A 21,821-nucleotide genomic window follows, 5' to 3' on the forward strand; every position below is an offset into this window, starting at 1 on the left:
GTCAGGTCGTCAGCTCGTCGGCACGAGCGATGCGACGATCGCCGTGGCGAACGGCGCGAGAAGTCCGAGCGCCGTGATCGGGCGGCGAAGGAGCGGGGCGTCGAGGCCGAGCCGGGCGGCGATTCGGTCGGCGGCCGTGACCTGCGCTTCGCTGGGTATCCCCGACAGCGGCTCGGGCAGCGACTTCGAGATCACCATGAGGCCGATCCTGCGCCATTCGATCGCGAGCGGGGCAACGATGGCGACGACCACGAGCGCGAAGAACGCACCGTACGCGAGGACGTAGGAGGGGGGAAACGTCTCAGGCGGACGGTTGGCATCGAGTTCGACGATTCGCAGCGTGCCGGTGTTCAACACGAGTGTCGAGAGGATCAACCCGAGGGCGAGTGAGGGTCCCTCGATGCCGCGCCAGACGTCCTGCATACGGTGCGCGAAGCGATTCAGGCTCTCGCCGTCGACCTGGCGCGGATCGAATTCGTCCGCTGGTTCGGGCGCACGGGATCGATCTGCGGCGGCCCCAACAGCCCGCAACTCCTCGTGCGTGATCCAGACGAGCATGACCCACGGTGCTCCGGCGGCCCAACCGAACGCGGTCAGCACGGCGATGATCACCCTGAATGCCGTCGGAACCCACCACTCCTCGGGCGACTGCCTCATGGACGTCGTCACCCAGATCAGGAGCCCGGATGCCGCAACGGCGAGCGCGGCGTAGATCAGAATCGACCGGAGCCACCACGGCCGCCCGCGACGCAGGCGTTCTGGTTCGCCGTGAACGCGCCGCAGTCCACTGAGGAACACCACAAGCCAGATGACGAACGAGATGGTCGCGGTGGCCGCCCAAAGTGGAAACCCATCCGGAATATGGGTATCGGCGCCCGACCACACGCCGAGCCCCCACAGCGTCGCATACGTGAGAACCGCGACGACCGCGATGAGCAATGACTCCAATGCCGGGCTCAACCGGCGCATGCTCGCCCCAGCGTTGCTCATCGACCCCTCCCTCGATGCGCGACGACGCGCTCGAGATCCCCGGAGCGGCGTCCTCTCGCACGCTACACCCGGGGCGCCGCCGCAAAAAGGCCTCGCGGCGCGGATTCAGGCCGACGCTCGGGGATCAGGACGGATGTCGCGCATCCGTCCTGATCCGGTGCCGATCGCCTGAGTCCGGGCGTGGATGGGGGTCGCGGATGTCGGAGGGAGCCGTGGCGCCGACTGGTGCCGCGGCAGGTCGTCAGCCGTAGATCTTCTCGGCGTACGACGGGCCGTAGTACTCCTCGAGCTCGTCGACCGAGGTGTCGGGTCGTTCGAGGGCGTGCGCGATGACTGCGCGGCGAGGCGCGGCATCCGGGTTCCAGTCGTCGGGCTGCCAGGTCTTCGAGCGGAGGAACGCCTTCGAGCAGTGGAAGAAGACCTCCTCGACCGCGACCTCCACCACGACGCTCGGGATGTGGCCGCGCACACGCATGCGGTCGGCATACGGCACGTCGCGGAGCAGGCGTGCTCGCCCGTTCACGCGCAGGGTGTCACCGCGACCCGGGATCACGAAGATCAATCCGACGTGCGGGTTCTCGAGCAGGTTGTGGAATCCGTCGGCCCGACGATTGCCCGGCCGTTCGGGAATCGCGATCGTGCGGTCGTCGAGCGCGATGGCGAAGCCCGCCGGGTCGCCCTTCGGTGAGACGTCCTGCGCGCCCGAGGCATCCGCCGTGGCGATGAAGCAGAGCGGGGATGCCGCGAGCCACTGCCGGTCGATGTCGTGCAGGTGATCGCGCGCCTTGTCGCGGGCGGCGGGCAGCGGGCGGCCGACGATCTGCTCGAGTTCGGCCGCGGTCGTGACGGGGGTGCCTCCGTGATCCATGTCTTCAACCTACGCCCGTCGATGTGCGGCGCACCGCACCGGGCATCCGCACGGTTCCCGGGGCGGGAAGGGCGGTTCCACCGTGGCGTGCGAGGACCCGTCCGGCGTTCCAGGAACGGCGGACGGGTCCGGTGCCGGCGGTGAGCGGGATCAGCGAAGGGCCGAGACCAGTTGCTTCAGCAGGCCGCCGTTGGGAACCGCGTCGTAGGAGCCCGTGATCGGCGTGATGGCGATGTCGTCGGACGCGAGCGCGGTCGTGTCCGCGTTCTTCACGGTCTCGACGGCATCGACGTTCACGCCGACTGCGATGCTCGAGGTGCCGCCGACCTGTGGCAGGACACCGGTGCCGGTGACGTCGAGGAAGCCCTTGCCCGTGCTCGTGAGGGCGACGCCCGGCGTGCCGCCGTCGTCGACGATCGGGTAGTTGACGTTCAGGCCGATGCCGTTCGGCAGAATCGGGCCCGCGCCGGTCAGCCGGTCGAGCTGTGCGACGAGTCGGACCACGAAGGCGGCGGTCTCGGCGAACGGACCGCCGGTCGCGCCGACCTCGGTGCTGACGGCGATGGCGGGGATGCCCTCGTTGAGGGCGGTCACGGCCGCGCCGATCGTGCCGGAGTGCACGGTCGCGGCGCCGATGTTCTGCCCCACGTTGGTGCCGGAGATGACGAGGTCGGGGGCGCCGTCGGCGAACGCGGTCGCGAGGCCGAGCTCGACCGAATCCGCCGGGCTGCCCGCGAGTGCGTACTTGCCCGCCTCGGGCTGGGTGACCTGGAGGGATCCGCCGAAGGTCGCGCGGGCGCCGACGCCGCTCTGGTTGGTCGCCGGGGCGAACATGGTGACGTCGTGGCCCGCGGCGACGAGCGCGTCGTAGACCGCGGTGATGCCCGGCGCGTTCCAGCCGTCGTCGTTCGTGAGGAGGATGCGCAACGGCTGGGTTGCCGGCGCCTTGGACGTCGAACGCTCGGACGCGACGGCGGATGCGGCAGCGACCGGAGCTCCGGTCGCCGGTGCGGCCGACGCGGGGGCGGCCGTGGCGCCGGCGGCGGCCGCGGCGATCAGCAGGGTGGCGGCGATGCGGGTGCCGCGGGGCAGGCTCGGGATCATGCGAAGTCCTTCTCGTCCAGGTGCGTGGCGGATGCCGTGGCCACCTTGTCGAGCAGGGGTGAACCGGACACCGTGGTCCGGTGGACGAGCGGTTGCGGGGGAATGAACGACCCGCTCCGTGCGCGCTCGCCGCACGCGTGCGAGCCGGGCCGGTGGCGGGCACGCATGACGTCGGCCGGGCGCGGCCGGGCACGCATGGTGCCGGCGCGCGCTCTGCCGGGGACGCCGAACGCCCGCCACGAGCGAGCGTGACGGGCGTTCGGACGGCGTGCGCGCGAGGCGCTGCAGCGCTACTTCGCCTGCGGCGGACGGGTCATCGAGAGCAGGTCGAGGGCCGAGTCGAGCTGCTCCTCGGTGAGCTCGCCGCGCTCGACGTAGCCGAGCTCGATGACGGCCTCGCGCACCGTGACGCCCTGCTTGACCGAGTGCTTCGCGATCTTGGCCGCGGCCTCGTAGCCGATGAGCTTGTTGAGCGGCGTCACGATGGACGGCGACATGCCCGCGAGCGCGGTGACCCGGTCGAGGTTGGCCTCGAGCCCGTCGACCGTCTTGTCGGCGAGGACGCGCGACGCGTTGGTGAGCAGGCGGATCGACTCCAGCAGCGCGGTGCCCATGACCGGGATCTGCACGTTGAGCTCGAACGAACCGGATGCGCCGGCCCAGGCGACCGTGGCGTCGTTGCCGATGACGCGCGCGGCGACCATGAGCACCGCCTCGGGGATGACGGGGTTGACCTTGCCGGGCATGATCGACGAGCCGGGCTGCAGGTCGGGGATGAAGATCTCGCCGAGGCCGGTGTTCGGGCCGGAGCCCATCCAGCGCAGGTCGTTGCAGATCTTCGTGAGGCTCACGGCGATGGTGCGCAGCGCACCGGACGCGTCGACGAGGCCGTCGCGGTTGGCCTGCGCCTCGAAGTGGTCGGCGGCCTCAGTGATGGGCAGCTCGGTCTCGCGCTGGAGGAGCTCGATGACCAGCTGCGGGAACCCGGCGGGCGTGTTGATGCCCGTGCCGACGGCGGTGCCTCCGAGCGGCACCTCGGCGACGCGGGGGAGCGCGGTGCGAACGCGCTCGATGCCGAGGCGGACCTGGCGCGCGTAGCCGCCGAACTCCTGGCCGAGCGTGACGGGGGTCGCGTCCATCAGGTGCGTGCGGCCGGCCTTGACGACCTCCGCCCACGCCTCGGCCTTCGCCTCAAGGGCGACGGCGAGGTGGTCGAGCGCGGGGATGAGCTCGTCGATGAGCGCGGCCGTGACGGCGATGTGCACGGAGGTCGGGAACACGTCGTTCGAGGACTGCGAGGCGTTGACGTGGTCGTTCGGGTGCACCTCGCGGCCGAGCTTCGCCGTGGCGACGGTCGCGAGGACCTCGTTCATGTTCATGTTCGAGGACGTGCCCGAGCCGGTCTGGTAGGTGTCGACCGGGAAGTGCTCGACGAATCCGTGGCGCCCCGCGATGACCTCGTCGGCCGCCTCGACGATCGCGTTCGCGACGTCCTGGTCGAGCACGCCGAGCTGCGCGTTGGCCTGTGCGGCCGCCTTCTTGATGCGTGCGAGCGAGGCGACCTGGGCGGGCTCGAGGCCTTTGCCCGAGATCGGGAAGTTCTCGACGGCGCGCTGGGTCTGCGCGCGGTAGAGGGCGGACGCGGGCACCCGCACCTCGCCCATCGTGTCGTGTTCGATGCGGTAGTCGGCGGTGTTGTCCACCAGGTGTCCTTCCGGTTCGCGTGCCCGTGTGTCTCGTGCGGCGGGCGGGGTGATGTGGGGGCGGATGCCTCGGGCTGCCGTCAGATCCGGCCGATGACGACGTCGGTGTCGACCAGTCCCTGGGAGAGGCGGTAGTTCGCGCCCACGATGGCCAGCGTACCCGCTGCGATCGCGTCGCTGATCATCTCGGATTCCTCGAGGAGCCTCGACACGGTGGCCCGCAGGTGCTCGCGGCCGACGTAGGCGGCGTCGACCTTCGCACCGTCGACGGGCGCGTTCGGGTCGCCGCCGGCGACGCGCCGGACCGAGGGCACGATGCTCGCCACGAGCCCGGCGATGTGCGCGGGCAGGGGCTCGGCGTCGGCGGTCTGCGACGTGATCGCGGCCTGGACGGCACCGCAGGCGTCGTGGCCGAGCACGACGATGAGCGGCACGTGCAGCACGCCGACCGCGTACTCGAGGGAGCCGACGACCGACGAAGAGATGACCTGCCCTGCGTTGCGCACGACGAACGCGTCGCCGAGGCCGACGTCGAAGATGATCTCGGCGGACAGGCGCGAGTCGCTGCAGCCGAAGATCGCCACGAGCGGTCGCTGGCCCTCGCTGAGCGAGGCGCGTCGCTCGACGTCCTGCCGTGGATGTTGGGGCTCGCCCTCGACGAAGCGCACATTGCCGCGGCGGAGCTCCCGCCAGGTCTCGGCCGGGGTGGTGGGGCGAGCGGAGGGTTCGGTCACGGCGGCTCCTCGTGGTGGTGGCTCGGGGGGATCAGATGCTGCGGCGGATCACTGCTGCGCTTCGATGGCGGGCGTCAGCGCCGCGGCCATCGTGGCGAACTCGGCGTCGGTGGCGGTGCCGATGAGGACGAAGGTCGTGCCGCCAGATTCGGTGGTGAGCCCGTATCGGGCGTTGCCGACGTCGTCGGACGAGTCGCGGTTGTCGTAGACCGTCCAGTCGACGCCGGCGATCTGGACCGTGCCGGTCGCGAGCGTGCGGGCGAGCAGTTCTGCGGCCCACGTGGGGTTCGCGTCGAGGCCCTGGTACACGCCGAGGTACTCGTTGTCGGGGGTGACGTAGCCGGCGTACCAGGCCGTGACCCCGTCGGTCTCACTGCGCCGCAGCTCGGCCGCGTTCGCGTTCCAGCCCTCGGGCAGGTCGGGGACGGCCAGCATCTCGCCGGTGGCGACCTGGGCCTGCTCGGCCACCTCGGCCACGTCGACGTCGCGGTCGATCGCGTCGTTGCTGCGCGGCACGGCGAGCACGATGACGAGCACGACCGCGAGGCTCGCGATCAACGCGTATACGAGGTTGCGCGTGGTCTGGCGCTCGCGGTGGTTGCGCGAGTTCGTCGCCTTGCGGGCGGCGGTCTCCTCGGGGGTCTCGGGGCGCCCGAGCTCGGCGACGACGGCCGGCGGCTTGGTCGCCATCAGCGCACCTCGTCGGATGCCGCGACGGCGCCGTTCGCGGTCGCGCGGGCGGCGTCGAGCCGGGCCTTCGCGCCGACCAGCCACTCCTCGCAGCGGGCGGCCAGCGCCTCGCCGCGCTCCCACAGCGCGAGCGAGTGCTCGAGCGTCGCGGAACCCTGCTCGAGTTCGGAGACGACCTGGACGAGTTCGTCGCGCGCCTGCTCGTAGCTCAGCTCGGAGACATCCGTGGTGGGGGGCATGGGCGCCATTCTATTCGGCGGGGCTGACAGGCTCGTCGCGGTCGAGGGAGCCCTCGGGGGCATGGGGCGTGCTGCCGGCTTCGAGCGCGCCGTGCGAGCGCGCGCCGATCGTGCCGTCGGAGAGCGTCACGACGAGCTCAGCGCCTTCGGGCGCTCCCTGCGGGCCGCGCACGACCCGCCCGTCGCCGCCCTGAACGATCGCGTAGCCGCGGTCGAGCGTCGCCTGCGGGGAGAGCGCGCGGAGGTGTCCGCGCAGCTCGCCGATGCGCGAGGTCTGGCGTTCGACGTGCCGTTCGACCAGTTCGGAGCCGCGTGCGACCCACCGGGTCAGCTCCTCGGCACGGCGGTCGACGATCCACGATCCGTCGGCGAGCACCGGTCGCATGCGCAGGTGCCCGATGCGGTCGCGCTCGCGCGTGAGGATGGAGGCCAGCCGCATGCCGAGGCGGGCCCGCACGGAGTCGACCCGCGCGAGTTCTTCGGTGACGTCGGGGATGACGCGCTTCGCGGCGTCGGTCGGGGTGGACGCCCTGAGGTCGGCGACGTCGTCGAGCAGCGGGCGGTCGGCCTCGTGCCCGATCGCCGAGACGATCGGCGTGGTCGCCTCGGCCGCGGCGCGCACCACGCGCTCGTCGCTGAACCCGAGCAGGTTCTGGAAGTCGCCGCCGCCGCGGGCGATGATGATGACCTCGACCTCGGGGTCGGCATCGAGCTGCCGGATGGCCCTGGCGACCTCGGTCGGCGTGCGATCGCCCTGCACCGTGGCGTACTCGATGCGGAACTCCACCGCCGGCCAGCGAAGCCGGGCATTGCGCAGGACGTCCTTCTCGGCGTCGCTGTCGCGGCCGGTGACGAGGCCGACCACGCCCGGCAGGAACGGCAGCGGTCGCTTGCGCGAGAGCTCGAAGAGCCCCTCGGCCGCGAGCTGCCGGCGCAGCTTCTCGAGCCGCTCGAGCAGGTCGCCGAGCCCGACGTGCTTCATGTCGAAGACCTGCATCGACAGGGAGCCGCCCTTGACCCACCAGCTCGGCTTCACGAGCAGCACCGCGTGATCGCCCTGCTTGAACTGCTCGGAGAGCTTCGCGCGCACCGAGGACCACATGGTGAACGAGATGGTCGCGTCGGCCTCGAGGTCCTTCAGCTTGCCGTACACGTTGCCGCCCGAGACGCCCCACTGGGTGATCTCGCCCTCGACCCAGACCATGCCGAGGCGGTCGATCCACTCCTTGAGCTTGCCCGAGAGGGTGGAGACCGGCCAGGGCGCGTCTCGCGTGGGCGCGGCATCCGTCATGGGTCCTCCTCGGGGTCGGTCGGCGGGCGTGCAGCCCGCCCCGCGTAGGATGTGATGGTGACGACCACCACCCCTAAAATCGGCCTCGGCATGCCTCGCGTGCCCGGCCTGCGCGGCCGGCTCAAGGATATCCCCGTCCCCGGACACAAGCGCGTGCTGCTCGCAGCCCCCCGCGGCTACTGCGCGGGCGTCGACCGAGCGGTGATCGCCGTCGAGAAGGCGCTCGAGCACTACGGCGCCCCGGTGTACGTGCGCAAGCAGATCGTGCACAACATCCACGTCGTGACCGAGCTCGAGGCCAAGGGCGCGATCTTCGTCGAGGAGGTCGACGAGGTGCCCTCGGGCGCCCACATCGTGTTCAGCGCGCACGGCGTCTCCCCGGCGGTCGTGCACGCGGCATCCGATCGCGGACTGCACGCCATCGACGCGACCTGCCCGCTCGTGACCAAGGTGCACCGCGAGGCCGTGCGCTTCGCGCGCGACGACTTCGAGATCCTGCTCATCGGCCACGAGGGCCATGAAGAGGTCGAGGGCACCGCCGGCGAGGCGCCCGACCACGTCACGATCGTGAACAGTCCCGACGACGTGCCGAACATCGACGTGCGCGACCCCGACAAGGTCGTGTGGCTCTCGCAGACGACGCTGTCGGTCGACGAGACCATGGAGACCGTGCGGCGCCTGCGCGAGCGGTTCCCGAACCTGGCCGATCCGCCCAGCGACGACATCTGCTACGCCACCCAGAACCGCCAGGTCGCGATCAAGAAGGTCGCGCAGGACGCCGACCTCGTGATCGTCGTGGGATCGGCGAACTCCTCGAACAGCGTGCGCCTCGTCGAGGTCGCCCTCGAGTACGGCGCCAAGGCCGCCTACCGCGTCGACTACGCCAGCGAGGTGAAGCAGGAGTGGCTCGACGGCGTCGAGACCGTCGGCGTGACGAGTGGGGCATCCGTTCCCGAGGAACTCGTGCACGAACTGCTCGAGGCGCTCGCCGACGCCGGGTACGGCGAGGTCAGCGAGGTGAAGACCGCCGAGGAGGACCTGATGTTCTCGCTCCCGAAGGAGCTGCGGCGCGACCTCGCCGGCAACCGCGAGGAGCGGGCGCTCGGCGGCCGCACCCGCACCGAAGCCCGGCCGTAACACGTCGGATGCAGAGAACGCCCCGCCGCGAGGCGGGGCGTTCTGCGTTCGCGCACGGCGCGGTGCGGCTGGCCGCTACGCGCCGGTGGTGCTGAGCGAGGTCAGGAAGTCGGGGTCGCTCGCGAAGACGAGCATGCCGACGACGGAGACCACGAAGAACGCCACGACGCCGGCGACGAGCGGGATCCACCAGGCGATGCGCCCCGCGCGGAGGCGGGCGCGCGACCAGAGCAGGGCGCCGACCCACGCCAGCACCTGCACCGCGATGCCGACGGCGATGATCGCCGGCACCGCGGGCCCCGGCGTGAACGAGGTCGGTCCGTCGATGCCGAGCATCGAGGAGGACAGCTTCGCGGACTCGAGGGCGGTCGCCGGCAACTGCCAGAGCGTCAGGCAGTTGTAGACGACGCCGAAGACGCCGAACACGAGCAGCGCGATGGTCCAGAGACGGTCGGTCGGGTGCGCGACGCCGGAAGCCGGCGCGGTCTGCACGCCGGTGCCGGTCGAGGCGTCCGGCGCACCGGCCGAGGCCCGGGACGCGCCGGCGAGGGTCGCGTCGGCCGCGGCATCCGGTGTCGGAGCGGGTGCGACCGGCGGCTGCCAGGTCCATCCCTCGGGCGCGTACTCGCCGTACTGCGGACGAGGCCGCTCGTCACGCGGGGGAGTCGGCGCGGGCGAATCCTGCCCGGCGGCTCCGGTCGGTCGAGCGGCCTCGTCGTTCGTCATGCGGTTGCGCCCTACGCCGAGATCGAGTTGCCGGCGGAGCCGAGCTGACGGGTCGACTCGACCACGCGGGCGGCCATGGCCGTCTCGGCGACCTTGCCCCACGCGCGCGGGTCGTACTGCTTCTTGTTGCCGACGCCGCCGTCGACCTTCAGCACGCCGTCGTAGTTCTTGAACATGTAGTCGGCGATGGCCCGCGTGTACGCGTACTGCGTGTCGGTGTCGATGTTCATCTTCACGACGCCGTTGGCCACGGCCTCGGCGATCTCGGCGTCGGTCGAGCCCGAGCCGCCGTGGAAGACGAGGTCGAGCGGCTTCGGGCCGGTGCCGTACTTGGCGGCGAGGCCGTCCTGGATGTCCTTGAGGAGCGACGGGCGCAGCTTCACGTTGCCGGGAGCGTAGACGCCGTGCACGTTGCCGAACGTGAGCGCGGCCATGTAGCGGCCCTGCTCGCCGAGGCCGAGCGCCTCGACGGTGGAGATCGCGTCGTCGAGGGTCGTGTAGAGCGCCTCGTTGGAGCCCTCGTGCTTCACGCCGTCCTCTTCGCCGCCGACGACGCCGATCTCGACCTCGAGGATCGCGTTGATCGCCTTCATGCGGGGCAGGATCTCCTTCGCGATCTCGAGGTTCTCGTCGAGCGGCACGGCCGAGCCGTCCCACATGTGCGACTGGAAGATCGGGTTGCCGCCGGCCTTGACGGCCTCTTCGGACGCCGCGAGCAGCGGGAAGACGAAGTCCTCGAGTGCCGGCTTCGGGCAGTGGTCGGTGTGGAGCGCGACCGTGACGGGGTAGCTCTTCGCGATCTCGTGCGCTGCGGCGGCGAACGCGAGGGCGCCGGTGGCGCGGGCCTTGACCGTGTGGCCGGCGAAGTAGTCGGCGCCGCCGGTGGTGACCTGGATGATGCCGTCGGAGCCGGCCTCGGTGAGGCCCTGCAGCACCGCGTTGAGGGTCTGCGTCGACGAGACGTTGAACGCCGGGAAGGCGAACGCCTTCGCCTTGGCGGTGTCGAGCATCTGTGCGTACTGCTCGGGGGTGGCGATGGGCATGGCGCTCCTTCGGAAGGCAACAGGATTCCTCCGAAGTCTACCGAGGTTGCGAGGAGTGCTCACGTGCGTTGCGCGAGCAGCGGATGCCGCGACTGGGCGAAGATGGGTCCGTGCTCCCGACCCCAGCCGAAGAGCCTCCTGTCGCCGCATCCGACGAGCCGCGTTCGGCGCCCGCAGCGGATGCCGCGCAGTGGGCCCTCGACGAAGGCCTGCGACGTGCGCTCGCCGTGGCCGTCCGCGCCGCGGCCGATGCGGCCCGTCCGCTCGTCGGATGCGGCGACGGCGACGCGGTGGACGCGGCGGCGGTCGAAGCGCTCCGCACGGCCCTCGCGGGCGCGCCCGCCGACATCCGCGTCGTCTCGGGCGAGGGCGAGAAGGACGACGCCCCGATGCTCCACCCCGGCGAGCGGTTCGGCACGGGCGCCGGCCCGGCGCTCGACCTCGTGGTCGACCCGGTCGACGGCACCCGACTCGCCGCTTCCGGTCGCGCGGGGGCGATGGCGATCCTCGCGGTCGCGCCGCGCGGGTCGTTCGCCGACCTCGGGCCCGCGTTCTACCTCGACAAGCTCGTGCACGCGGCGCCCGCGTCCGGTGCGGATGCAGGCCTGGGGCTCGACCTCCCGGTCGCCGAGAACCTGGCACGACTCGCCGCCGCGCACGGGCGCCCGGTCTCCTCGCTCCGCGTCGCCGTGCAGACCCGCCCGCGCAATGCGGCCGTCGCCGAGGCCGTGACCGCCGCGGGCGCGCAGGTGCACGGCTTCGAGCACGGCGACATCGAGCGCGTCGTGCACGCGGTCTCGACGAACGGCGGGCTCGACCTGCTCCTCGGCATCGGCGGTGCGCCCGAGGGGCTGCTCGAGGCCGCGATCGTGCGCGCGCACGGCGGGATCATGCGCGCGCGCTTCGCGCCGCAGTCCGATGCCGAGAGCCTGCGGATCGCCGACTTCCTCGCGTCGGACCGTGCGTCGTCCGTCGGCGCGGGGCTCGCGACGGCGACGGGTCTCGGCCTGCACGACCTGTGCGCGGCATCCGCCCTCGTGGTCATCGCACCCGTGACGCCGTGCGCAGTTGCTCCTGCCCGTGCGCCGTCCGTGATCGTCGACGACGCCGGCCGGCCCGACCTCGTGACCGCAGGCTTGACCGCAGGTTAAGAATCGCCGTTCTTTCTGCGCTAGTCGTCCCGGATTTCGACAGCATCGCAAACGCCCTCCCTAGGCTGGACGCGAGCGCGGACGGAGCCGACGGCCCGACCGGGGCCGCGCAGGCCAGTCGCACCGACGCACGGAGGATCACTCGAGGATGACGAACAACGACGCCGAGAGCCTGTACCGCCACCCCGACCGCAACATCGCCCTCGAACTCGTGCGAGCGACCGAGGCCGCCGCGATCCGTTCGTATCCGTGGATCGGCAAGGGCGACAAGCTCGGCGCCGACGGCGCCGCGGTCGACGCGATGCGCGCGTTCCTCGGCACGGTGAACTTCGACGGCGTCGTCGTGATCGGCGAGGGCGAGAAGGATGCCGCGCCCATGCTCTTCAACGGCGAGCGGGTCGGCACCGGCCGCGGGCCCGCCTGCGACATCGCGGTCGACCCGATCGACGGCACGTCGCTCACCGCCGCCGGGCGCCACAACGCGCTTTCGGTCATCGCCGTCGCCGACCGCGGCACGATGCTCGATGCCTCCACGGTCTTCTACATGGACAAGATCGTGACGGATGCCTCGGGCATCGGCGTCGTCGACATCCGCCGGCCGATCGGCGAGAACCTGCGCGCGCTCGCCGCGGCGAAGGGCAAGGACGTGAGCGAGCTGCGGGTCGCGGTGCTGAACCGCGAGCGGCACGAGCAGCTCATCGCCGACATCCGCGAGGCCGGCGCCGGCACCCGCCTGATGAGCGACGGCGATGTCGCCGGCGGCATCAACGCGGCCCGCTACGAGTCGCGCATCGACATGTGCGTCGGTATCGGCGGCAGCCCCGAGGGCATCACCACGGCGTGCGCGATCAAGGCGCTCGGCGGGTTCATGCAGGGCGTGCTCGCCCCGAAGGACGACGCCGAGCGTGCCCGCGGCGAGGCGGCCGGCCTCGACTGCGACCGGGTCTACGAGCTCGACGACCTCGTGCGCGGCGACAACACCTTCTTCGTGGCCACCGGCGTGACCGACGGCGAGCTCCTCGAGGGCGTCCGCAAGAAGGGTCCGATCGTGCGCACCGAGTCGATCGTGCTGCGCGGCAAGTCGGGCACGATCCGGCGCATCGTGGCCGATCACCTCGTCGAGAAATGGCTGGTCGACGCCGACCGGTGACCGTCGATCGATCGCGGGCGTCGGCGGGTCGGCCGACAATGGGACGGTGACCGACCGCCAGAGACTGCCGCGCGCCCTTCGGCCGTTCGGCGTCGCCCAGTACCGGCTGCTCGCGCTCGCCCTCGCGGCGTCGCTGCTGTCGGCCGGCGCCTGGCTGGTCGCCGCCGTCTGGCAGGTCGTCGAGCTCGGCGGAACCCCGATCGACCTCTCGCTCGTCGCGGTCGGATCGAGCCTCGGCCTCGTGCTCGCGGTGCTCATCGGCGGCGTCGCGGCCGACCGCATCCCGCAGCGGCGCATCCTCATCACGGTCGAGATCGTGCGGGGTGCGGCGTTCGCCGTCGCGGCGGTGCTCGCCGCGACGGGTGTCATCGAGGTGTGGCACATCGCGGCGATCTCGTTCGTCCTCGGCCTGGCCGACGGGTTCTTCTACCCGGCCTACTCGGCCTGGCTGCCCGCGCTCCTGCCCGGCTCGCAGCTGCTCGCCGCGAACGGCATCGAGGGCGTGCTGCGTCCAGCCGTCATGCAGGCGGCGGGCCCCGCGCTCGCGAGCGCGTTCATCGCCCTTCAGGGGCCGTGGCTGGCGTTCGCCGCGGTCGCCGGCATGCAGGTCGTCGCCGTCGTGGTGCTGGCGGTGATGCGCGAGACGCCGGTGCGGCGCGACCCGAAGGAGGTCGTGCGGCACCCCGTGCGGCAGTCCTTCATCGACCTGCGCGACGGGTTCGCCTACCTCGTGCGCACCAAGTGGCTGCTCGCCACCCTGGTCTTCTCGATCGTCCTCGTGTTCATCATCATGGGGCCGATCGAGGTCTTGCTGCCGTTCGCCGTGAAGGACCAGACCGGCGGCGGCGCCGGGGCGTTCGCGCTCGCGCTCGCCGCGTTCGGCGTCGGCGGTGCGGTCGGGTCGCTCACGGTGGCGTCGTTCCGCCTGCCGCGGCGCTACCTCACGCTCATGATCCTCGCGTGGGGTGTCGGATGCCTCCCGCTCGCGATCATCGGCTACACCTCGCAGCTCTGGGTCATGGTCATCGCGCTGTTCCTCGTCGGAGCGCTCTTCGACGGCGCGCAAGTCGTGTGGGGAACCCTGCTGCAGCGCCGCGTGCCGCCGTCGATGCTCGGACGCGTGTCGAGTCTCGACTTCTTCGTGTCGCTCGCGCTCATGCCCGTGTCGATGGCCGTCGCAGGCCCCGTCGGCGAGGCGATCGGGCTTGCACCCGCGTTCCTCCTCGCCGGACTCGTGCCGCCGTTCATCGCGTTCGCGACCCTCGCCATCGCCCGGCTCGGAAAGGACGAGCTCGCCCACCCGCTCGACTCCGCGCCGCCGACCGACGCGGTGGGCGTGGTCACCGGGGCGGAGGCCGCGGCCGGGTTCGCGTCGCCGTCGGACGAGAGCCACCCGCCGGCCTCGGACGACGGGGCGCTCCGCGACTGACCGTCCGGCTGCCTCACCCTCGACGTGGACCGCCGAGTGTGCCATGGTGGGCGCGAACACCGCGAACAAGGGGGATCCGATGGTGGATATCAGTGATGCGTTCCCGGGCTTCAGCGTGCACGACGTCGACGCGGCCCGGGCGTTCTACGGCGAGGTGCTCGGGCTGGCCGTCGAGGAGTCGATGGGCGGGCTGCGGCTGACGCTCCCGTCGGGCCAGGGCGTCTTCGTGTATCCGAAGGACGATCACGAACCCGCGTCGTTCACGATCCTGAACTTCGAGGTCGCCGATCTCGAGGGCACGGTCGACGACCTCAATGCCGCCGGCGTCATCACGAAGATCTACACCGACCCGCACTCGTTCGGCACCGACGAGCGGGGTATCGCGTGGGGGTCGAAGACCGGTCAGGGGCCGGACATCTGCTGGTTCCGCGATCCTTCGGGCAATGTGCTCAGCCTGATCGCGCAGTGACGCTCCGGCGCGCCCCGGGAGCTGGTAGACCCGAGGCATGTTGGGGCAATCGCTGAATGCGCCGTGGGCGTCGAGCAGCGGCGTGTACACGCACACGTGGACGTTCCAGGTCTCGCATCCGGGACGCACGATCGTCGAGGTGGCGCTCACCTCGGTCAACAGCGTCGATGACGACGACGGCACGTTCGCCCGGTTCGGCGTCTCGCAGATCGTGAGTGACAGCGGGGTCGAGAACTTCGGCGACGACGGCCCGCCGGTCGTCGCCCGCGACGGCGTCACGAGCGTGAGCGTGCGGATGTTCGTGGTCAACTCGTTCGCGCGCGGGCGCGTCGCCCGGAACTTCTGGTGAGGGGGCCGTTCGATGATCGACGAGACGGCGAGCAGTGAGAAGGTCGAGACGAGACAGCGGGTGAGCGTGCTTTACGACCCCGAGACGGGGCGGGCGGTGCGCGGCCACACCTTCGTCGGCGTGGACGACGAGCTGTCGGCGCCGGACGGCCGGGAGGCGCGCGAACGCGTGTTGCGCGAGGACGCCGGCGTAGACCGGGCCTCGGCGCGGCTGCGGTTCGCCGACGCCGACGCCGACCTGCGCATCGAGGCGCCGGCCGAGCTCGAGGTGGTCGATGACGTCGTCACGGCCCGGCCGGTGCGCATCGTGCGACGCCGGGTGGATCCGGAGATCCTCCGCACGCTGCCGCCGCTGCGGCGGGACTGAGCGTTCAGGTCGGACGCGACGTCAGATCGACCGGATCTCGGGGTCGATGTCGGCGGCGAAGCTCGCGTCGTCGGAGCCGAGGTCGAACTCGGCGTCGATGACCGACGATTCGGGCGATGCGTCGGAGGCGCCCACCTCGATGGCCGCCGTCTCGGTCGTGGCCGCCGAGGTGAATTCGTAGGCCGTCAGCTCGCGCGGGCTCTCTTCGATGCCTTCGAGCTGTGCGAGCACCTTGGTCTCGTCGAGCGCCTTGAGCTTGCGGGCGGTCGGCATGACCCGGGTCTCGAGCGAGCCGACGAACGCGTTGTAGTCCTTCACGGTGCGCTCGATGGTGCGGCCGAGCTTCTCGATCTGGCCCGCCGTGACCGACAGGCGCGCGTAGAGCTCGCGGCTGAGGTCGAAGAGCGTCTTGGCCTCCTTGGTCAGGACGTCTTGCTGCCAGCTGAAGGCGACCGTCTTCAGCACCGACCAGAGCGTGACGGGGGAGGCGAGCGCGACGCGCTTGGAGAACGCGTAGTCGAGCAGGGCGGGGTCGGTCTCGAGGGCGCTCGAGACGAGCGACTCGCTCGGGATGAACGCGATGACCATCTCGGGCGAGGCGCCGAGCCCCGCCCAGTAGGTCTTGCCGCCGAGCGCGGTGATGTGGTCGCGTACGGCCTTGACGTGCTGCTTCATGAGCGCATCGCGGCGAGCCGCCTCGGCGCCCGTCGCCGTGAGCGGGATCTGGCTGGCCTCGAGGTAGGCGTTGAAGGGCACCTTGGCGTCGACGGCGATGTTCTTGCCGCCGGGCAGGTGGATGACCATGTCGGGGCGGCCGGCGCCCGCGTCGGTGGTGATGGAGTGCTGGGTGTCGAAGTCGACGCGCTCGAGCAGGCCCGCCGCCTCGACGACGCTCCTGAGCTGCGTCTCGCCCCAGACGCCGCGCGTGCTGTTGGAGCGGAGCGCCGAGGCGAGCGTCTCGGCCGTGGAGCGCAGGCGCTCCTCGTTCTCGGCGGCGATCTTCAGCTGCTGGCTCAACTCGCCGTGCTGCTGGTGCCGCTGGGTCTCGAGCTCGGTGACCTTCGCCTGCATCTCGGTGATCGTCTGCTTGACCGGGGCCAGCGCCTGCAGCACCTTGCTGTCGGCCGCCTCACGGGCCTCGCGCTGCTGCTGCTCGGACCGCTGGCGCTCGACGATCTCGCGGTACTGCGTGCGCGCCGACTCGATCTGCTCGCGCAGGCCCACGGTCGTGGCCTGTACGGCCGCGAGTTCGGCCTGCAGCTGCGCCTGCGCCTGCTGCTCCTCGGCACGGATGCGCGCCTGCTCGGCGGCGCCGCCCGCCTGCAGTGCCGAGATCTCGGCCTGGTGCCGGGCCTCGACGAGTGCGGGGTCTTCGACCGCCGGCGCGTCGACGGTGGCCTCGGCCGCGCGCTTGGACGCGAGGAACCAGGTGGCCAGCGCACCGAGTGCGATGCCGACGACGAGGCCGATGACGAGCAGCAGGATCTCCATGCCGCCAAGTGTGGCAGGGGCCGCCGACATCGCGGGCGAGAGCCGTCGGCGTGGGCGCGACGGGCGTGGGGGAGGCGGCGCTACTGGAGCGCCATCGGGCCGTGCGTCGCCGCACGGGTCGCCGCGGCGACCCGGCCGACCGTGCCGAACGACACGCGCGTGACGTGCGCGAGCCGGTCGAGGTCGTCGGCCTCGTGACGTCGGGCCGCGTGCACGATGATCGCCGCGCACGCCTCGGCGTCGGCGAGGGCGTCGTGGTGGGAGAAGCCCTCGAAGCCCGCGGCCATGGCCGCGACCGGCAGGCGGTACGACTCGAGGTGATAGGTCTTGCGCGCGACCTGCAGGCTGCAGAGCGAGCGATGGTTCGGCACGTCGGCGCCGACGGCCTCGCTGGTCTTCTCGATGACCCGCATGTCGAAGCCGGCGTTGTGCGCCACGAGCACGTCGTCGCCCGCGAACGCGCGGAACTCGGGCAGCAGGTCGGCCCACCCCGGTGCCTGCGCGACCATGTCGCGCGTGATGCCGTGCACGCGCACGTTCCACTCCGAGAACTCGTCGTGCGGGAATGGTGGGCGGATGAAGCGGTGCAGCCGGTCGACGACGATGCCGCCCCGCACCTTCACCAGTCCGATCGAACAGGCCGACGCACTCGACGGGTTGGCGGTCTCGAAGTCGATCGCGGTGAAGTCCACTGGCACGTCAGCATCGTGCCATGCACCGCCGACGGTTGACGGATGCCTCGCCGCAGGCGTGGAATGGGCGCCATGACCGAGACGACCGACCCCGCACCGCCCCTCGGCGATCCGGCTGCGCCGACGACGGTCGCGGCGGCGAGATCGTTCGGCGCGGCGGCATCCGTCTATCACCGGGCCCGGCCCGGCTACCCGGCCCAGGCCGTCTCGTGGCTCGTGGGCGAGGCGGTCGAGGTGCTCGACCTCGGTGCCGGCACGGGAAAGCTCACCGAGGCGCTCGTCGCGCTCGACCGCGACGTGATCGCCGTCGATCCGGTCGAGGAGATGCTCGACGAGCTGGAGCTCGCGGTGCCGGGCGTGCCGCGCATCCTCGGCACGGCCGAGGACATCCCGCTCGAGGACGACTCGTTCGACGCGGTCGTCGCGGGCCAGGCGTGGCACTGGTTCGAGCCGCATCGCGCGCTGCCCGAGATCGCGCGAGTGCTGAGGCCGGGCGGCGTGCTCGGCCTGGTCTGGAACAGCCGCGACCTCCGCGCCGACTGGCTGCGCGACGCCGGCGAGATCATGCACGAACGCCATGACGCGAGCGCGACGTTCGAGGCGTACGTGACGATCGGGCCGCCGTTCGGCGAGGTCGAGGAGCACACGGTCGAGTGGACCGAGCGGATGTCGCGCGAGCGGTTCCTCGAACTGGTCCGATCGCGCAGCACCTTCATCACCGCATCGCCCACCGAGCAGGAGGCGACGATCGGCGCGCTCGAGACGTTGCTCGACACCCATCCCGACGTCGCGGGCGCCGTGGAGCTCGAGGTGCCCTACCTCACGCGCTGCTTCCGCGCGCGGCTCGAGGGGTGAGCCGCGCGCGGACGCGTGGGCTGCGCTAGCCGCGCTGGGCTCGTCGCACCCGGCGGGCGATGACGGATGCCGCGGCGCCGGTCGCGACGAGCAGCAGGGCCGCCGTGGCCGCCCCGGTCTCCACGCCCGTCTCGGCGAGCTGCGGGCCCGCGGCGGCGGATGCGTCGGACGCGGCGGCGGCCGGGTCATCGGCGATGAGGGGACTCTCGGCCGTCGCGACATCCGCGAGGCAGCGCTTCAGCTCGGTCGTCTTGACCCAGGCCGAGCCCTCGGCGACCGGCGTGCAGCCTTCGGCGAAGGCGATCTCTCGCTCGTCGGAGAGCATGCGGACGAGCGGGGTGTACGCGGCGCCGGTCGCGGGATCGATGCCCGCGCGCGCGACGACGTCCCACTGCACGTTCGCCGCCATCGGCGTCACCTGGGCGCCGCGCCACGGGTTGCCCGCGTAGTCGTAGACGTCCGCGGCGCTCGCGGGCGAGGCGACGTCTGGCGCAGCCACGGTCGAGCCCGGCAGGCGCAGCAGGGCCGCGAACGGGATGATCGTCTCGGCGTGCGCGAACCGGAAGGTCGCCGCCACGTCGCCGCCCGCGGCACGCGCGTCGATCATCGCGAAGAAGTCGTCGAGGAGCGGCTTCGCGATGCGGTACGTCTCGTCGTGGCCCGCGAGGCTCGGGCCCTTCTCGTAGAAGTCCTCGGAATCGAGCAGGTACGCGAACCACTCGGCATCCGCCTCGTGCCCGACGAAGTACGCGTCGAAGTCGAACTCGTGCGGCGCGACGTTCTCCTCCTGCATGTCGACGGCGATGATGTAGAGGTTGTAGAGCGTCATGGCCGCGTCGACGGGGCTCTCGATCGACTTCTCGGGATCGCCGCACGCGTCGGGGTCGGCGGCCGGGTCGGCGCCCGGCGCGCAGGTCACGGCGCCCGTCTCGGTGCCGTCGGCGGTGTTGAACCAGGTGTGCGCGTCGTCGGCGCCGATCTGGGCGATGAACTCGGGCGTGAAGATGCCCGACAGGAGCTCGTCGGCGACCTCGACCGAGCGGGGCAGTTCCTCGATGAAGTCCGTCGCGGCGGCGATCGTGCCGCCGTCGCCGGTCTGCTCCTCGAGGTAGGCCTCGTACGCCTCGGCGACCTCGCGCTCGGGCGAGCCCTCGGCCTTGTCGGTTCCGTCGGGGTTCTCGACCTTGTGGAAGTACAGGCGCTCGGGGTGCGCGACGAGCGGCTCGTCGAGCGCGGGCACGGCGCCGCCGGCGGTGGCCGCGGCATCCGCGAAGCCGAGCAGGAAGTTCTCGCCCGACTCGGTGGCCCGCGCCTCGCCCGAGGTCTCCGCGACGATGCGGTCTCCTGCGGCAGACGCCTCGGCGAACAGGGTCGCGTTGCGCTCGTAGGCGCGAGCGCCGATGCCCTGGTGCTGCGTCGCGCCCTGGCCCGTGAGCATGCCGTAGCCGTTCTCGACGTTCGCGGCCGTGATCGCGTCGAGGTTCGCGATGAAGTCCGTGCCGATCTCGGGCGTGAGGAATCCGCCCTCGGCTGCGGCGGTCTCGGCCAGCCGGTGCAGCAGCGCGTCGTACTTGTAGCCCGAGAGGCCGCGCGACCCGTGCCGCGCGACCGACTCGGTCGCGATCGTCGCGTAGCCGGCCGGTGCGGGCGAGTACGCCTCGAGGTCGGCGGGCTCGGGCGCGATGTAGGGCTGCTTGCTGCTGTAGAACCCGTCGGGCACGGGTGAGTCGGATGTCTCGGCGGCGACGGCCGGGCCCGCGAGCGCGACCGCGGCGAGGGCGCCGAGGGTGCCTGCCGCGAGCGCCAGGCGCGCGGCGCCCGCGGCTCCGAGTCGACGGCGGGTGGGGAGCTGGCGAATCATGGGACCTCCGTGCGTAGGGGTGCGGGCCCCGACGATCGGGCCTCGTCAGGAGTACCGGCGGCGGGTGAACGGAATCCGACGATCGGGTGACCCGTCGGGGTCGAATCGGCCGGCGGCCGGGAATCCGTTCGAGCGCCGATCGGGATTTCGCTTGACCGGCGCCCGGCACGGGAGGATTCTTCAGGCATGAGGTACCTGCTCGCCGTCTGGGACGGCGGGGGAGCGACCCCGCCGAACCTCGGTATCGCGCGCCTGCTCGTCGACCACGGTCACGAGGTCGTCGTCTACGGCGATCCGACGCTCGCAGATGCGATCGCCGTCACCGGGGCGACCCATCGAACCTGGCCGACCGCGCCCCAGCGCAGGTCGACGGCGCTCGAGGACGACCTGCTCAAGGACTGGGAGTGCCGCACGCAGTTCGGCGCGCTCAACCGGGTGCGCGAGCGCCTGATGACCGGGCCGGCCGCCCGCTACGCCGCGGACGTCGTGGCTGCGCTCGACGCCGAGCCGTTCGACGCGGTACTCGCCGACGGCCTGCTCCTCGGCGCGCTCATCGGCGCGGAGGCGCGCGGCATCCCGACCGCGGTGCTCGTCGGGAGCGTATACCTGCAGCCCTCGCGCGTGCGCCCGCCGTTCGGCCTCGGGCTCGCGCCCGCGCACAACGCGCTGGGCCGGGCGCGCGACCGCGCGGCGTACGCGCTCATGACGGCAGCCGCCCGTGCCGGGATGGGCCCGGTCAACGCGGCCCGTGCCGAGCACGGCCTCGCGCCGGTCCGCAACCCCGGCGAGCAGTGGGATCACGCCGACCGCGTGCTCGTGCTCACCGGCTCGGCATTCGACGACCCGCCGCCGGATGCGCCGAACGTGCGGTACGTCGGACCCGTGCTCGAGGACATCCCGGTCGAGGGGGCGCTGGAACTGCCGCCGGGTGACGCCCCGCTCGTCGTCGTCGGACTCTCGAGTTCGTTCATGCGGCAGGCCGACCTGCTCACGAGGATCTCCCGTGCGCTCGCGACCCTCCCGGTGCGCGCCGTCATCACCACCGGGCCCGCGATCGACCCGGCGGACATCCCGGCCGCGTCGAACGTCGTCGTGGTCCGCTCGGCCGCGCACGGCGAGCTGATCCCGCGGGCCGCGGTCGTGATCACCCACGCCGGGCACGGCACGCTCATCAAGGCGCTCGCCGCAGGGGTGCCGGTGCTCTGCCTCCCGCTCGGCCGCGACCAGCCCGAGAACGCGGCCCGCGCCGCCCGCCACGGTGCCGCCATCGTGCTGCCGGCGAAGTCGGATGCCTCCGCCATCGCGACGGCGGTGTTCGACCTGTTGCTCGAGCCCTCCTATCGCGACGCGGCCGCGGCGCTGGGCGAGCGCATCCGGGCCGAGGCCGAATCGGGCGCGCTCCTCGCCGAGCTCGAGGGACTGCCCGCGGTCGGGCGTCGCGCGGGCTGACGGCGACAGCCGCGTCGGTCCGGCAGGCGCGGCA

22 protein-coding genes are annotated in these 21,821 nt (G+C 71.9%); 9 read left to right on the forward strand and 13 right to left on the reverse strand.

Going from position 1 to position 21,821, the window contains the following annotated elements; translation table 11 throughout:
• Positions 1-9: 9 nt before the first annotated feature.
• The 8 genes from ACR3IO_RS10855 to xseA all read right to left on the reverse strand — a co-directional run bounded on the left by ACR3IO_RS10855 (position 10) and on the right by xseA (position 7,619).
• On the reverse strand, positions 10-990 hold the full coding sequence (locus ACR3IO_RS10855) for a hypothetical protein (RefSeq protein WP_434071225.1): 981 nt from the start codon (positions 988-990) through the stop codon (positions 10-12).
• Positions 991-1,231: 241 nt separating this feature from the next.
• Complete coding sequence (locus ACR3IO_RS10860) at positions 1,232-1,858, reverse strand: MSMEG_1061 family FMN-dependent PPOX-type flavoprotein (RefSeq protein ID WP_434071226.1); 627 nt, start codon at positions 1,856-1,858, stop codon at positions 1,232-1,234.
• A gap of 150 nt (positions 1,859-2,008) precedes the next feature.
• A complete protein-coding gene (surE, locus tag ACR3IO_RS10865) occupies positions 2,009-2,962 on the reverse strand; it encodes a 5'/3'-nucleotidase SurE (RefSeq protein WP_434071227.1) in 954 nt (317 codons plus the stop codon).
• Positions 2,963-3,252: 290 nt separating this feature from the next.
• Positions 3,253-4,668 carry a class II fumarate hydratase gene (locus tag ACR3IO_RS10870; RefSeq protein WP_434071558.1) on the reverse strand — a complete coding sequence of 472 codons (1,416 nt, stop codon included), beginning with the start codon at positions 4,666-4,668 and terminating at the stop codon, positions 3,253-3,255.
• A gap of 77 nt (positions 4,669-4,745) precedes the next feature.
• Positions 4,746-5,399 (reverse strand): carbonic anhydrase, encoded by a 654-nt coding sequence (locus tag ACR3IO_RS10875; protein ID WP_434071228.1) that lies wholly within the window; start codon positions 5,397-5,399, stop codon positions 4,746-4,748.
• Between the two features lie 48 nt (positions 5,400-5,447).
• The gene (locus tag ACR3IO_RS10880) at positions 5,448-6,089 is read right to left on the reverse strand and encodes a DUF4245 domain-containing protein (RefSeq protein WP_434071229.1); all 642 of its coding nucleotides are present in this window, start codon (positions 6,087-6,089) and stop codon (positions 5,448-5,450) included.
• The gene (locus ACR3IO_RS10885; RefSeq protein WP_434071230.1) at positions 6,089-6,337 is read right to left on the reverse strand and encodes an exodeoxyribonuclease VII small subunit; all 249 of its coding nucleotides are present in this window, start codon (positions 6,335-6,337) and stop codon (positions 6,089-6,091) included. The genes ACR3IO_RS10880 and ACR3IO_RS10885 overlap by 1 nt, the downstream gene beginning before the upstream one ends.
• Before the next feature lies 1 nt (position 6,338).
• The gene (gene xseA, locus ACR3IO_RS10890) at positions 6,339-7,619 is read right to left on the reverse strand and encodes an exodeoxyribonuclease VII large subunit (RefSeq protein WP_434071231.1); all 1,281 of its coding nucleotides are present in this window, start codon (positions 7,617-7,619) and stop codon (positions 6,339-6,341) included.
• Positions 7,620-7,709: 90 nt separating this feature from the next.
• On the opposite strand from xseA, the gene ACR3IO_RS10895 reads away from it, so the two are divergent.
• Complete coding sequence (locus ACR3IO_RS10895; protein ID WP_434071559.1) at positions 7,710-8,756, forward strand: 4-hydroxy-3-methylbut-2-enyl diphosphate reductase; 1,047 nt, start codon at positions 7,710-7,712, stop codon at positions 8,754-8,756.
• Between the two features lie 75 nt (positions 8,757-8,831).
• Here ACR3IO_RS10895 and ACR3IO_RS10900 read toward each other — a convergent pair whose 3' ends face one another.
• Positions 8,832-9,482 (reverse strand): DUF6264 family protein, encoded by a 651-nt coding sequence (locus ACR3IO_RS10900; RefSeq protein WP_434071232.1) that lies wholly within the window; start codon positions 9,480-9,482, stop codon positions 8,832-8,834.
• Between the two features lie 11 nt (positions 9,483-9,493).
• Positions 9,494-10,525, reverse strand: coding sequence for a class II fructose-bisphosphate aldolase (gene fbaA, locus ACR3IO_RS10905; protein ID WP_434071233.1), 1,032 nt, complete (start codon positions 10,523-10,525; stop codon positions 9,494-9,496).
• Positions 10,526-10,635: 110 nt separating this feature from the next.
• Between fbaA and ACR3IO_RS10910 the strand changes: the two genes are divergently transcribed.
• The 6 genes from ACR3IO_RS10910 (at position 10,636) to ACR3IO_RS10935 (ending at position 15,439) form a co-directional block, all read left to right on the forward strand.
• On the forward strand, positions 10,636-11,676 hold the full coding sequence (locus ACR3IO_RS10910) for a fructose-bisphosphatase class II (RefSeq protein WP_434071234.1): 1,041 nt from the start codon (positions 10,636-10,638) through the stop codon (positions 11,674-11,676).
• A gap of 148 nt (positions 11,677-11,824) precedes the next feature.
• Positions 11,825-12,826 (forward strand): class II fructose-bisphosphatase, encoded by a 1,002-nt coding sequence (gene glpX, locus ACR3IO_RS10915; RefSeq protein ID WP_434071235.1) that lies wholly within the window; start codon positions 11,825-11,827, stop codon positions 12,824-12,826.
• Positions 12,827-12,872: 46 nt separating this feature from the next.
• The gene (locus ACR3IO_RS10920) at positions 12,873-14,255 is read left to right on the forward strand and encodes an MFS transporter (RefSeq protein WP_434071236.1); all 1,383 of its coding nucleotides are present in this window, start codon (positions 12,873-12,875) and stop codon (positions 14,253-14,255) included.
• 79 nt (positions 14,256-14,334) lie between these two features.
• Positions 14,335-14,724 carry a VOC family protein gene (locus ACR3IO_RS10925; RefSeq protein WP_434071237.1) on the forward strand — a complete coding sequence of 130 codons (390 nt, stop codon included), beginning with the start codon at positions 14,335-14,337 and terminating at the stop codon, positions 14,722-14,724.
• Positions 14,725-14,761: 37 nt separating this feature from the next.
• Positions 14,762-15,073 carry a hypothetical protein gene (locus ACR3IO_RS10930; RefSeq protein ID WP_434071238.1) on the forward strand — a complete coding sequence of 104 codons (312 nt, stop codon included), beginning with the start codon at positions 14,762-14,764 and terminating at the stop codon, positions 15,071-15,073.
• Positions 15,074-15,085: 12 nt separating this feature from the next.
• Positions 15,086-15,439, forward strand: a complete 354-nt coding sequence (locus ACR3IO_RS10935) for a hypothetical protein (protein ID WP_434071239.1) — start codon at positions 15,086-15,088, stop codon at positions 15,437-15,439.
• 21 nt (positions 15,440-15,460) lie between these two features.
• On the opposite strand, the gene ACR3IO_RS10940 is transcribed toward ACR3IO_RS10935, so the two are convergent.
• Positions 15,461-16,930 carry a DNA recombination protein RmuC gene (locus ACR3IO_RS10940; protein WP_434071240.1) on the reverse strand — a complete coding sequence of 490 codons (1,470 nt, stop codon included), beginning with the start codon at positions 16,928-16,930 and terminating at the stop codon, positions 15,461-15,463.
• Between the two features lie 80 nt (positions 16,931-17,010).
• The gene (locus ACR3IO_RS10945) at positions 17,011-17,628 is read right to left on the reverse strand and encodes an exonuclease domain-containing protein (protein WP_434071241.1); all 618 of its coding nucleotides are present in this window, start codon (positions 17,626-17,628) and stop codon (positions 17,011-17,013) included.
• Between the two features lie 66 nt (positions 17,629-17,694).
• Here ACR3IO_RS10945 and ACR3IO_RS10950 point away from each other — a divergent pair, with 66 nt between their 5' ends.
• Positions 17,695-18,477, forward strand: a complete 783-nt coding sequence (locus ACR3IO_RS10950; RefSeq protein WP_434071242.1) for a class I SAM-dependent methyltransferase — start codon at positions 17,695-17,697, stop codon at positions 18,475-18,477.
• A 25-nt stretch (positions 18,478-18,502) separates the two neighbouring features.
• Here the strand turns inward: ACR3IO_RS10950 and ACR3IO_RS10955 are convergent, their stop codons facing one another.
• Positions 18,503-20,338, reverse strand: coding sequence for a histidine-type phosphatase (locus tag ACR3IO_RS10955; protein ID WP_434071243.1), 1,836 nt, complete (start codon positions 20,336-20,338; stop codon positions 18,503-18,505).
• 186 nt (positions 20,339-20,524) lie between these two features.
• Between ACR3IO_RS10955 and ACR3IO_RS10960 the strand changes: the two genes are divergently transcribed.
• Entirely contained in the window at positions 20,525-21,787 is a 1,263-nt protein-coding gene (locus ACR3IO_RS10960; RefSeq protein ID WP_434071244.1) for a nucleotide disphospho-sugar-binding domain-containing protein, read from the forward strand.
• Positions 21,788-21,821 lie beyond the last annotated feature (34 nt).

This window comes from Agromyces sp. Marseille-Q5079 (genome assembly GCF_051016555.1).
Classification (GTDB): domain Bacteria; phylum Actinomycetota; class Actinomycetes; order Actinomycetales; family Microbacteriaceae; genus Agromyces.